Source organism: Petrotoga sp. 9T1HF07.CasAA.8.2, assembly GCF_002895585.1.
Taxonomy (GTDB): domain Bacteria; phylum Thermotogota; class Thermotogae; order Petrotogales; family Petrotogaceae; genus Petrotoga; species Petrotoga mobilis.
Map to the genome: position 1 here is coordinate 1 of NZ_AZRI01000007.1, position 13,318 is coordinate 13,318.

Annotated in this window: 11 protein-coding genes; 4 read left to right on the plus strand and 7 right to left on the minus strand. The window is 33.3% G+C overall.

The window, feature by feature from the left end; all coding sequences use genetic code 11:
- Window positions 1–529: 529 nt before the first annotated feature.
- From X925_RS01020 to X925_RS01030, 3 genes are read left to right on the plus strand one after another with little or no spacing between them, the layout of a single operon-like run.
- On the plus strand, window positions 530–1,135 hold the full coding sequence (locus X925_RS01020) for a TetR/AcrR family transcriptional regulator (protein ID WP_103067433.1): 606 nt from the start codon (window positions 530–532) through the stop codon (window positions 1,133–1,135).
- A complete protein-coding gene (locus X925_RS01025) occupies window positions 1,132–2,496 on the plus strand; it encodes a D-alanyl-D-alanine carboxypeptidase/D-alanyl-D-alanine-endopeptidase (RefSeq protein WP_121958887.1) in 1,365 nt (454 codons plus the stop codon). Before X925_RS01020 ends, X925_RS01025 begins: the two co-directional genes overlap by 4 nt.
- 22 nt (window positions 2,497–2,518) lie before the next feature.
- Window positions 2,519–5,707, plus strand: a complete 3,189-nt coding sequence (locus tag X925_RS01030) for a S41 family peptidase (protein WP_121958888.1) — start codon at window positions 2,519–2,521, stop codon at window positions 5,705–5,707.
- Window positions 5,708–5,787: 80 nt separating this feature from the next.
- On the opposite strand, the gene X925_RS01035 is transcribed toward X925_RS01030, so the two are convergent.
- From X925_RS01035 to X925_RS01065, 7 genes are all read right to left on the minus strand, one after another.
- On the minus strand, window positions 5,788–7,005 hold the full coding sequence (locus tag X925_RS01035) for a 6-phosphofructokinase (protein WP_121958889.1): 1,218 nt from the start codon (window positions 7,003–7,005) through the stop codon (window positions 5,788–5,790).
- Window positions 7,006–7,052: 47 nt separating this feature from the next.
- Complete coding sequence (gene cas6, locus X925_RS01040; protein ID WP_121958890.1) at window positions 7,053–7,838, minus strand: CRISPR-associated endoribonuclease Cas6; 786 nt, start codon at window positions 7,836–7,838, stop codon at window positions 7,053–7,055.
- Between the two features lie 83 nt (window positions 7,839–7,921).
- Window positions 7,922–9,022, minus strand: coding sequence for an ABC transporter ATP-binding protein (locus tag X925_RS01045; protein WP_103064838.1), 1,101 nt, complete (start codon window positions 9,020–9,022; stop codon window positions 7,922–7,924).
- 142 nt (window positions 9,023–9,164) lie between these two features.
- Window positions 9,165–9,419, minus strand: a complete 255-nt coding sequence (locus X925_RS01050; RefSeq protein WP_012209557.1) for a type II toxin-antitoxin system Phd/YefM family antitoxin — start codon at window positions 9,417–9,419, stop codon at window positions 9,165–9,167.
- Window positions 9,420–9,535: 116 nt separating this feature from the next.
- Window positions 9,536–10,882 (minus strand): radical SAM protein, encoded by a 1,347-nt coding sequence (locus X925_RS01055; RefSeq protein ID WP_121958891.1) that lies wholly within the window; start codon window positions 10,880–10,882, stop codon window positions 9,536–9,538.
- Between the two features lie 14 nt (window positions 10,883–10,896).
- Window positions 10,897–11,664, minus strand: a complete 768-nt coding sequence (locus tag X925_RS01060) for a type III pantothenate kinase (RefSeq protein ID WP_103064855.1) — start codon at window positions 11,662–11,664, stop codon at window positions 10,897–10,899.
- 17 nt (window positions 11,665–11,681) lie between these two features.
- Window positions 11,682–12,716: an L-threonylcarbamoyladenylate synthase gene (locus X925_RS01065; protein WP_121958912.1), complete on the minus strand. Its 1,035-nt coding sequence runs from the start codon at window positions 12,714–12,716 to the stop codon at window positions 11,682–11,684.
- Window positions 12,717–12,963: 247 nt separating this feature from the next.
- Here X925_RS01065 and X925_RS01070 point away from each other — a divergent pair, with 247 nt between their 5' ends.
- On the plus strand, window positions 12,964–13,314 hold the full coding sequence (locus X925_RS01070) for a hypothetical protein (RefSeq protein ID WP_121958892.1): 351 nt from the start codon (window positions 12,964–12,966) through the stop codon (window positions 13,312–13,314).
- Window positions 13,315–13,318 lie beyond the last annotated feature (4 nt).

The following is a 13,318-nucleotide window of genomic DNA, read 5'->3' on the forward strand; positions in this document are numbered from 1 at the left end:
ATATCGAATGCCTCCATTTTTCCCTTGTCTCCTTTCAAAAAGAGTCAAGGATATGATATCATTTCAAAGACATCGAATTATGATCTAACCAATCTTTTTCACGGACATCTAATATGATCTAATGCGAAACCTTTGTCAATACCCAGTATTTGTGCTATAATTTTGTTACTCATGATATCACTCCTCTTTCTCTTTTTATTTTTTGTTATTTTGTTCTATGAGGAGTGATATCTTTTTTTTCCCTTTTCCAAGTATTTCATCAACCATTTTTATTATACAGCCATTTAAAAGTTTCTTCTCATGCTCAAAGAATGTTATAATATTAATTGATCCCCAAAGTTGAAATTAAAAGGGCAAAAAAGTAAAGAAGGTGAAATACAAATGGAAAGGCCACTGAATGTTAAAGTTGATGTTGTTTCAGATAGAACTATAAGAGAAGAGTTAAAAGATGAAATATTAAAAGAAGCTATATTAATATGAAAAGAGACTACACTCTTTTTTTAAAAATTTTATAAGTTGGAGAAGATGTATGGCTAAAAGGCAAAAAATTTCTAAGAAAAATACAAAATATAAAATTGAAGTATTAATCGATTTGGCAAAGGGGGAACTACTCAATCACGGCATCACTAACTTCAATTATGAAAAGGTTATCTACGATGCCAAACTCAGCAAATCGACTGTTTATAAAAAGTTTGGAAAAAAGGATGAATTCATAATTTTTGTTATTAAGAATTTATTGGACGATTTCTTCACCCCTTTTAAGAAATACGTTGATGATTTTAACACTTTCCAGGAAGTTCTTGACTATCTATCTAATCTAAACTTCGATGTTCAATCTCTGATGAAAGAGTACCCCATAGATGATCTTTTTGAACACCCTGAAATCACTTCCATCATAAACGATTACTACTATCAACGATTTGGAAAGGTAATCACTGATAAGATCGCTGAATTTCAAAATGCAGGGCAAATAAGAAAGGACATCGAAGCTAAATACATCTTAGAATTTCTTACATCCATTACAAAAGGCATGGGTCTGATGCTCAAAGATCATGATTTTAAAGAAGTTATTAATAATTACAGAAAGTTAATTGAAACAGCCTTAGCTTATAAAATAAATTCTGAAAAGGAGTGAATAATATTAAAACCAAAAATCAGTTAAGATCTAGTAATTTTTTGACCGTCTTGAGTCTCACAATCTTTACTTTAGTTTTTTTTAATGTTAGTACAGTTGTCATAGCTGCTCCAATTTCGAGTAGGGTTCCAATCCCTAGAGATAATGAAGATTCCTCAAAAATACAAATAATAGAACCTTCAAAAATTGCTGAACCTGAAACAAAACCTACTCCTATAGTGCCTTCAGAAACACCCCCCATAACTCCTCAAATCCAAAATGAACTCATTTCAAAATTGGAAAGTTTTCAAGGATTTGTTGGGTTTGAATTGAGAGATCTTGGCACCAGTGAAGTTCTTATCGACTATAATTCAGAAAAATTATTCATTCCCGCCTCAAACACAAAATTAATTACCGCCCTCGTTGCCTTGGAAAGTCTAGGGAATAATTACAAATTCGAAACTAAAATATACCATACAGGGGAAATATCACCGCATTTCAGAGGAAATCTGTATATAAAAGGATATGGAGACCCCGTTTTAACTTCTTTACAATACAAAGAAATACTAAAAAGGGCAACGGTGGATAGGGGAATAAAAAAGATATATGGTGATATTATTTTCGATTATTCCTTCATGACCGAAGAAGGTTTTGGTAGAGGTTGGATGTGGGATGACCCACAACCACAAATCTCGGCAATTAATATTTGGCAAACAAGTCATGAATCTTTTAAATATAAAACAAATTATGAAATAAAGGATTACATTAATTTTCTTACAACATTATTCTTACAAGAAATAGGTGTTGAGTTTTGGGGAGAAATAAGATATGATGAAGTGCCTTTTAACGCTAATCTTCTATATACAAATCATTCTCCACCACTAATCAATATAATACAACAAATGTTGGAAACAAGCGATAACCAGATAGCCGAACAGATTTTTAGAAATCTTGGCGCTATTTATGGCAATGGGAAAATAGAAGATTCTGAAAATCACTCTAAGAAAGTAATCAAAGAAACCTTAGGATACGACATGACCAATTATGTAATTAAAGATGGCTGTGGATTATCTATGTACAACTTGTTATCTCCAAAGATGATATCTGATACATTATTTTATCTATATTCAAAGTATCAATCTAATTTGTTTGATTACTTAGCATCACCATACGAAAAAAGTACACTTGAAAATCGTTTCAATTTTGAAATTTATGCAAAAACCGGAACTTTGTATTACGATTCTGCCATCAGTGGAATTTTCAAATCAAAAAGTGGAAAATATTATATTTTTAGCTTAATGGAAAACAACTTTTCTTTTGATGTTCAAAAGGTGAAAGAGTTTGAAAATTCAATAATCAACTATCTATATGAAAACTTATAATAACAAAAGGGGGAAAGAATTCATGAGTGAAGAGTTCAACGGTTACTACAGATTTCCGACTATTTACAATGATCAAATAGCCTTTGTGGCTGAAGATGACATTTGGGTAGTTCCTTCTTCAGGGGGAGTAGCCAGGAGATTAACAACAAATGTTGGAGAAATCTCCGATCTTACTTTTTCTGAAGATGGAAAATGGATAGCCTTTACAGGAAGAGACGAAGGTGTACCAGATGTATATATAATTCCATCCACAGGAGGTGTACCAATTAGAGTAACATACTTAGGTGCAAACAGCAAAGTACTTTGTTGGCACGATGGTAAGATAATCTTTTCATCAAATTATACCCAACCGTTTAAAAGGATTACATCCCTATGGGAAGTGGACCTTGAAGATAAGAGGAAATTCAAACAATTGGATTTTGGAATAGCCACTGAAATCTCATTTGGTAAAGAAAAAGGTGTCGTTTTGGGAAGAAAAACCGGAGATCCGGCTCGATGGAAAAAATACAGAGGTGGAACAGCCGGCGAATTACTGATAGACTTGGAAGGAAACTACAACTTCAGAAAATTGATCGACTTAAAATCTAACTTTGCCAATCCAATATGGATCCAAGACCGAATTTACTTTATCTCAGACCATGACGATGTTGCTAACATATACTCCTGCACAGTTGAAGGGAAAGACCTAAAAAAGCATACACATCATAAGGATTTTTATGTCAGAAACCCAAAATCGGATGGAAAAAATATTGTGTATCATGCCGGTTCGGATATTTATATCTTGAATGTATCAAATAACGTATCAGAAAAGGTAAATATAAAATACTACAGTACCTTACCCCAAAGAAACAGAAAATTCGTTAACCCGACACAGTATTTTGAAGGTTTCTCTATTTCTAAAAATGCTGAGAATTTAATAACTACTCATAGAGGCAAAAGCTTTTATTACAACAACTGGTACGGTCCGGTTAAACAACTTGGAAAAGAAAACAGTGTCAGATATAGACTTACCACATACCTAAATCTAAAAGATGAAGAAAAGGCAGTAACAATAAGTGATGAAAATAATTATGAACATCTCGAGGTGTATGATCTAAAAACTGGTAATTTAATAGATAAACTAGAAGAATATGATTTAGGAAGGGTTATGAATATCGTTGCCTCTCCGAAAGATGAAGAAATTTTGTTAACCAATCAAAGAAACGAACTCATTTTGATTGATTTGAGAAACCATAAGAAGATTGATGTGGATAAAAGTACCATTGGTCCCATTAATGGATATTCTTTCTCTCCAGATGGTAGGTGGATTGCTCATTCAAAGTTCATAAACAATAAACAGGCAGCTATTATGATATTCGATAAGGAAAAAGGAGAGATACATCAAGTTACAAAACCTATTCTCATAGATGTAAACCCCGTATTTGATCCAGAAGGAAAATATCTTTATTTTCTATCTTATCGAATATTCAATCCAATTGAAGATAGATTTCAAATGAATTTAGCATTCGCAAAAGGGACTAAGCCTTATCTTATAACACTCAAAAAAGATATCTTTTCACCTTTTCAGGAAATAATGAAAAAAGAACAAGAAGAAGAGAAAAAAGAAGAAATAAAAGTGGACATTGATTTTGATAACATAGCTGATAGAATTTTACCATTCCCAATTAGCGAAGAAAGATATGTAAACATACAAGCTGCAAAAGATAAGGTTTTCTATACAATTTCTCCCGTAAAGGGTGTATTGGAAAATGAAGAAGATATGCTTAGCGAAGAAGATGAAAAATTAACCTTGAAATACTACGATTTCATTGAAAAAGAAGAGAATACTTATCTTGAGGAAATTTCAGATTTTCAAATTTCCGAGGATAAGGAGAAAATCCTCATACGGATTGACGATGAATTAAGAGTTCTTAAAATTTCTAACCCTCCTTCTCCAGAACAAGAAAAAGAATGTAAAAATAAATATTCCAGAAAATGTGGTTGGATAGATCTTAATAGGGTCAACGTGGAAGTTCAACCACTGTTAGAATGGAGACAAATGCTTTGTGAAGCTTGGCGTCTACAAAAGTTTTATTTTTGGGATAAAGACAAACTAGAAGAAATCGAATGGGATAAAATATTAGAAAAGTATTATCCTCTAGTTGAAAGAATAGCAACAAGAACAGAATTTTCTGATTTGATATGGGAGATGCAAGGAGAATTAAAGTCATCACATGCTTACGAGATGGGAGGAGAATACAAACCCAAGCCAGTTTATAAAATTGGATATTTAGGGGCAGATTTGATACTGGATGAAGATAAAAATCTATACAAGATTAGTCACATTGTCAAGGGAGACATATGGGACGAAAAAAATAAATCACCATTACTTGGACCAGGTGTCGAGATTAGAGAAGGGGATTACCTATTATCGATAAACGGCATTGAAATAAAGGATAAAATACCCAATGAATTTTTGGTAAATCACTGTGGTGAAGATGTTGAAATAGTAGTATCAAGCAGTAATAATATTGAACGTAAGAGAAAGTATATTGTCAAAACGTTAAAAGATGAAACTCCTCTAAGATATAGGGAATGGGTAGAACAAAATAAAAATTATGTTCACGAAAAAACCAATTCACGGATTGGATACATTCATATCCCAGATATGGGTTACACTGGATACGCAGAATTTCACAGAAACTTTTTAAGCGAAGTCAGATATGACGGACTCATAATCGATGTAAGGGTCAATAGTGGTGGCTTTGTATCTTCAATGATTTTGGATAAATTGAATAGAAAGTTTATAGGATACGATCTCTCACCATATAGAGAGGCCGAAGCCTATCAATATGACAGCGTTAGAGGTCCAATGGTTGCTATAACGAACGAGTTTGCTGGTTCAGATGGAGATATTTTTAGTCATTCATTTAAATTGATGAAACTAGGGAAACTTATAGGTAAGAGAACTTGGGGGGGAGTGATTGGAATCTGGCCCAGGAACCCGCTTGTTGATAAAACTATAACAACCCAGCCAGAAATGGCCTTTTGGTTCAAAGACGTTGGATGGGATGTCGAAAATTATGGAACCGATCCGGACATTGAAATAGACATTACACCAAAAGATTATAAAGAAAAAAAAGATCCTCAACTAGATATGGCAATAGAAATAGTATTAAAACAGCTGAAAGAGAATCCACCAATAGCCCCACAAGATATCAAAAAACCATAAATCAATAATCCCTAATAAATGCCGAGCGCACTGCTCGGCTTTTTGTTTAGGGTGCCCCCCTCTCACTTACTTCATGTTTATCATTCAATTGGGAAAGATACGTATTTAGGAATACCATTTTCGTAAGGTGGATAACTTTCTCCTTCAATTAAAGGTTTAGCATAATCGATAAAATGTTGATTCAGACCGTAACCATCATCAGAAATATATTCTTCAGGTAAATATTTGGTATTATTCGCTACTTCAAATAAAGGGACTTTGCCAAATTCTATTTTGTAAGGGTTATTTGAGAGGCGATTAATCGCTACCATGAATCCTGAGATACCATTCAAAGCATATTCTAAGGCCTTTTCTCCCACCATAATCGCTTCAGTTTGATCAGTCTTACTAACGATGTGTCCAGCACTTCTTTGAAGATAATCCGGGATAGACACATGTACTTTCAAACCTAACCTTGTTAAAATAATGTTGGCAACAACTCTTCCTACATCTCCCAACTGCCTGTTTCCAAAACTATCGGTGTATCCCATATCAGAAACAAAAGCCCCGCTTTTATACCTAATACCTTCAGAGACAGCAATCGTACAGTAACCATTCTTACTTACTTCTTTTTGAACTTTGTCTATAAAATGATCTTCTTCAAAAATCCTTTCGGGTAGCAAAATGATATGAGGTCCAAAATCTCTATTCAACTTTGCCAACGAAGTAGCTGCGGTAAGCCAGCCTGCATGTCTCCCCATTGTCTCCATTATGAAAATTTTTGTAGAATCTTTTGCCATACTACGCGTATCTATACTTGCTTCCAACATTGAAATTGCCAAATACTTTGCTGCAGAACCATAACCGGGAGAGTGATCGGTGCCGTATAGATCGTTATCTATTGTTTTTGGAATACCTATGACTTTTAAATCATAACCAATTTTTTTTGAATACTCATCGATTTTATGGGCCGTATCCATTGAATCGTTACCACCGTTATAAAAGAAATAACTAATATTATAATCTTCAAACGTTTTAAAAAGTTTTTGAAAACCTTCTTCGTCTCCTTCTTTTAACCTATGTCTGCAAGTACCAAAGGCACTTGCAGGTGTGGTTTTCAAATTATTTATTTTATCAAAAGATTCTTTTGTTAAATCGAATAATTTCCCTTCAAGGACTCCAGTGATACCATTTATTCCCACATATATCTTATCAATTTGTGGATCCTTTAAAGCCTTACTTATCAGTCCATATGCAGAAGCATTTATGACACTTGTAACTCCCCCTGATTGTGCATATAAAATATTTTTTTTGTTCAATAATTACACCCCCGAACTTTTAATTTAAATTACAATTTACCTATATTTCAGCCTTCTTCTGCAAGTTCCAGAAAACTTCTTTCTCTTATAGAATTCTTTTCAACAGAAAGGATCATTCCAAAACCTTGTGCATTTTTTGCTCCCAATCCTGAATTAAGCGCTAATTTCAACAATTGAGTATCACCTTTTAAAATGAAATATCCAGTCCATCCTTTTATGATAATATCTTTGTAAAAAAGTAATTTCTCATTTTTTTCCGTTATACCGTAAGGTTCAATATAAAAATTATTGTTTTTTATTACAATACCTAATGCTGAAGCTTTTCTTTTGAGGTTTTCTTCTATCAATTTTTTAAAATCTGATGAATAGGGAGAAAAATAATGAGTATAACGATTTCCGTTTGGTAGGACGATAGTTGAATATGCTGTAATGGGCGATAAAGTTTTAACAAGCATTTCTTCATCCACTTCATTTTGAATAACTTCATACTTCCTCAAAGTAAAATAATTTTTTTCGATTCTCACGACATTTTGTTCATTTAAAGAATGTAAAACCGCCTCTACTAATTTATCAATTGGGGAAGCAAAGTAAATATTGAATAAACCTTTAAAAATCATCCTTCTATTCTCCACTTTAAAAGAGTTATAGGGGTAAATCCTTGAAAAAGTGAAAAGCTTCAACTTCTTATCTTCAGACCTTGTTCCTAAATCGTGGTACTTAGGTACAGTATCTGACATTAAATAGTAAAACAATCCTTGCAAAGGTCTATTGTAATGAACAGGAAGATCGATTTTATCGCCTTCTAGAGCTCCAAAAACTAACTTAATGACCAATAGAATCCCCCCAATATCAATAATAAGTCTTTAGATAAAACCCTTTGTGACAAACGCACAAAGGGTTTATTGATTCAAAGAAATTAAAATATGGCTTGCTCGGTCTCCTTATCGAATGCATGTATCATTTTTAAATCAATTGCGACTTCAAAATTCTGTCCAGATTCTGCTCGCGTTTGAGGACTTACCTTTGCAGTCATAGATTGTCCAGCAATCGTTAAATGGAGTAAAGTCTCACTCCCCAAAGGTTCAACAACGTCAACGAGAGCTTTTAAAATATTAGTTTCATCAGCACCTTCGAAAAAATTCTTGTCATAAATATCTTCTGGTCTAACACCAAATATAACATCCTTATCTATATAATTTTCAAGTAAAGGAGCTTTATCATCTGGTACTTTTATAGATATTCCTTCTGATTTGAACCAAATGCCGTTATTTCTAGCTACTTTTACATTCAAGAAATTCATTGGAGGCGTCCCAATAAATCCAGCAACAAAAATGTTAGCTGGGTTATTGTATACCTCAAAAGGTCCACCAACCTGTTGAATTAATCCTTCATTCATTATAACAATTTTGTCAGCCATAGTCATAGCTTCCACTTGGTCATGTGTAACGTAAGCAATAGTAGCTTCCAACCTTTTTTGTAGTTTCTTAAGTTCGGCTCTCATCTGCACCCTTAGTTTTGCATCTAAGTTTGAAAGAGGTTCATCAAATAAGAAAACTTTAGGATCCCTTACTATGGCTCTACCAACTGCTACCCTCTGTCTTTGTCCCCCTGATAACTGTTTTGGTTTTCTATCTAGCAAATGATCGATCCCGAGAATTTTTGCGGCGTTTCTAACTCTCCTTTCAATTTCGTCTTTAGGGGTTTTCCTCAATTTCAATCCAAAAGCCATATTATCGTAAACAGTCATATGTGGATAAAGAGCATAATTTTGGAAAACCATCGCAATATCTCTATCCTTTGGTTCCACATCATTTACAACTTTTTGGTCTATTTTTATTGTTCCTTCAGTAATGTCTTCTAATCCCGCAATCATCCTTAAAGTAGTAGTTTTCCCACATCCTGAAGGTCCAAGTAATACAAGGAACTCCTTATCCTCTATTTCAAATTCTACATCCTTTACTGCGTGAAATCCGTTTGGATAAACCTTGTTAACCTTTTCTAATACAACTTGAGCCATTAAAGTACACCTCCATCTTTTAATTTATTCTGTCTTTAATAACACTAAAACTTGTGTTAGCGGCCCTTCGCCTCGCAGCCAACCCATAAGGAAAAAAGAGTCTATGCCATACCTGCAGAGTCAACCAAAAAGAATGATGAACTCAGTAATCAAAATCTTTAAAAAAGTCCTTAATCCGATGATATTCCTCTACGTTTTCTATCTCAAAAAGAGAAATATCCCTCACTTCATCGACGAATTCCATGAGCTTAACAAATTTATCATAATCTAATAAAACAACCTTTGGTACACCATTCTTGGTAATAACAATGTCTTTGTTTTCAACTTCATCAACAACTTGAGATAATTTTGCTTTCGCTTCGGCTAAGCTATAAAAAGTAAAGTCTTTTAAATACATATCTCACACCCCTTGACTATAATTATAGTCAATTTATTCTAATTTGTCAACCCAAGGAATTTAAAGATTTTTGGGCATAATCAATTCTAATTCATTCTAATGCCAAATAATCTCATCTAATTGGTATATTTGGCTTTGGTATATCTTTTTACTTCTTCGATATCACCAATAGAGAGGCCAAAACTCGACCAATAAGGGATAATTGTGTTGTTTAGAAGCAAAGGATCTATATTTGAAGATATAGCATTTTTTTTAACAAGTTCTTCGTATTCAACCGTGCCAGGAATTGGAGTAAATTCGTTTAAATTCACCTTTATTCCGAGCGAATGGCAGAAATCAACAGCTTGTATTACATCATTCTTATTCTGAGATGGTAGATTTACCAAGACGTAAGCATAAACATCGTTCATATCAAAACCAGCGTTTTTCAGACATGTAACCGCTTTTACAAGATCGTTATTAGTTACCTTAAACCCTGTCCCTTTTTGAATATTAAAATCATAGCTTTCGTATCCCAGCTTTATCGTTTTAAAATTTGCTTTTTTCAATAACAAAGCTATTTCATCATCAACACGTCGGGCATGTATACCATTGGGCAAATGATATCGAACTTCAAATTTAGAAAGGTACTTCAGCAATTCTTTAATATCTTTTCTTAATAAAAACGCATCGTCAAAAAAAACGATATCCTTTACATAAGGTCTTTTTTTAAGAATACACTCTATATTATTTATTATTTTGTCTGTACTTCTATATTGAAATTTCCACATCTTAGGAGTTACACAATACGTACAGTGAAAGGGACAACCTACTGAAGAAACCAAAACAACGTAAGTAAGATAGGAATCATAAAAATCGTAGGTAAGATCGATTTCTTCAAACCAGTTGAAGTTATCTAATTTTGTGGTATCTTCGTTTAGTGCTTCCAAAACTGTCTTTAAAGGAGACATGCCTGTTCCTGGAGAAATATTGACTCCAAATTTGGAAAAATTATCTTCTGCATGCTTTGTATACAACGTGGAATAAATTCCACCTAAAAAGATAGGAGTTGAATGGAAGATATTTCTCAAAATTTCGATAGTTTTTTCTCCACCGTAGTACCAGTATGTTAAAGTGATTCCCACCAAAATTGCATCAACTTTGTTCTGTTTTTTTATTGCTTCTAATTTACTTTCAAACAATTTTAAAGGTAATCCGTACCTTTTAAATTTTCTTGGAATATTCTTTAATATATCCGGCTTTTCAACTCCTTCGTTATAAAACTTACCAGTTCCGTACTTTTTATCTTTTGGAGGATATTTTGAAATTAAATCATCATCATGCCTGTTTAGCAGATCGATAAAAGTTACGCTGTGACCTAAATAAGTTAGTACCTCACTTATGTATAACAACCCTAAGGGCTTAAGCCAAAAATCATATGCTGCAAAATCGTAGATCCAAGGATTAACAACCAAGAAGTTCAAATCGTTGCCTCCTATCACAATTTTTTTATTTCTTTTGAATAATATAATATTCCCTTTAGTGTTAAATAAGGGTCGTAATGCTTGAAAAAAGATGTTTTACTCGAAAGGAAACTCATATCTCCACCAGTTGCTACAACGACAAAATCTTTGTTCCTTTCTCTTTTTATTTCGTCTATCAGTCTCTCTATTCCGTATAACGTTGTTTTTATTACCCCTATTTGAATATTGTCGATAGTATTTTTCCCCAAATGGTATTCAGGAATCTTTATCTCTACCTTCGGAAGTTGGGCGGTTCTAGAAAACAATGCACCTATAGCGGTCTTAAATCCAGGAATTATCGCACCACCAACAAAATTCCCTCCTTCTAAGACATCTACGGTTATAGCAGTTCCAAAATCTAGAGCAATTACGTTGTCACCATATTCTTGTTTACATGCAATAACGTTACATATTCTATCTGCTCCAACTTCTTTGGGATAATCTACTAAATATGCTATATTATTAATTTTGTTCTTCGTACCAACAAAAATAATTTCAACATTAAAATATTTTTTTAGCATCTGTTCTAAAATAAAGTTTACATTGGGAACCACAGAAGAAATGCCTGCCAAGGTTATCTTGTTTAAATCAACATTTACTCGATTTAATAAATTTGAAATAATAACAAATAAACCATCCTCCGACTCAAAGCTACTTGGTCCAATTCTCCAAGTCAAAAACTTACCATCTTCGTGTATCCCAACCATTGTATAAGAGTTACCCACATCAAATAAAAGTTCCAATTTTACCCCTTCCCTTCTTATAATATGTGGTAGGCTGCCTTCCTTAGACGATTCATAACTGCTATACCTATACCTTTATCTTCTATACCTTCGATAATCATGGCATCAACTTTTTCATCGTATTTTCTTAACATTTCAAAAAGTTTAACCGCAAATTCATAGTAATTTGATTCACTACCTATAGTGTCAAAATTAATATTATGATCTTTATAATATCCAACATGTTCTTTCAGGCAGAGAACTAAAGGATTGTTATAACTTTTCACTTCCTCTAAAACCTTTTTTACCATAGTATTTGCATCATCATGTTCAACCAAAATAACAGGGGTGTTAGGAGCGTAATGCCTGTATTTCATACCCGGAGATTTTATATAGTCCGGTTCTATTTTTCCATATACAAAATCAGGAATAATAATATCTCCAAAAATCTCTTTTAATTTCTCAGGTGGAATGGGACCTGGACGTAATATTATTGGTATCTTTCCTTGAGTTAAATCAATTATCGTCGATTCTACTCCAAACTCTACTTTACCTCCAATAATTATATAGTCAACTTTCCCAAGCATATCCTTTAAAACATGTTCCGACATTGTTGGACTAGGCTTACCTGAAATATTAGCACTTGGTGCGGCAATTGGTACTTCAGCGTACTCTATCAATTTTAAAGCCACAGGATGGGCTGGCATTCTAATAGCCAAGGTGTCTTTTCCAGCTGTCACAATATCTGGAACAACCTCCCGTTTCTTCAATACAAAAGTAATCGGACCTGGTAATAACCTTTCTATTTTTTCTAAAAGAGCATAAGAGATATAAGTATACTCTAAAAAAGATCTAACGCTTGATACATGGAGTATCAAAGGATTGTCGTAAGGTCTACCTTTAGCTTCAAAAATCTTTCTCACCGCATTTTCTGAAAGACCATTTGCCCCCAAACCGTAAACCGTTTCAGTAGGAAAGACGACTGTTTTATCTTCTTTGATTGCTTGAGCTGCTTCTTTAATTTTTTCCTCTTCGATATTTAATGGATCCACTTCGATAACTTTGGTTTCCATAATAAATTCTCCTTTTCCGTTTGGCAAATAAAAATACCTCCAACTTATATTATACAAGAAAACATCAAAAAAGTGAAATAATCGATTATAATGACCTCTAATCTCTGTTAAATGTCTCTAAATACAAATATTCGACTTTTTTCTTGTAGTAAAGCTAAATGTGGTATAATTCAAAAAGTACACGTTGGATGGAGAACGGAGGCTAAGTGCCGTTAAAAGCATAAGAAAGAGAAAAGGTGGGTTTTAAATGAATACTCAAAAGACCGTAATAGAAGAATTAATAAGTAAAATAAACAAAAAGGAAAATACGCTAGATGATTCGCTAGAGAACGATAATTTTGAAATTTTTTCTAAAACGCTAGAAGAAAGATTGGAACTACTGAAACAATTGGAACCATTTAAAAACGAACTCGCTGTAAAAAACGTCCTTGAAAAAATCTTAAAAAAAGATTCTGAGCGTTCAAAAAGTATAGAGGAGAAGATGAAAAAAATCAAAGGCGATCAATTCAACGTTCAGGTGAGTAAAAAAGCTATGAAAAAAGGATATCTCAAGATCGAGGAGTCCTTAAGCCGTCACAAAATTAACAGAAGCGGTTAAACAC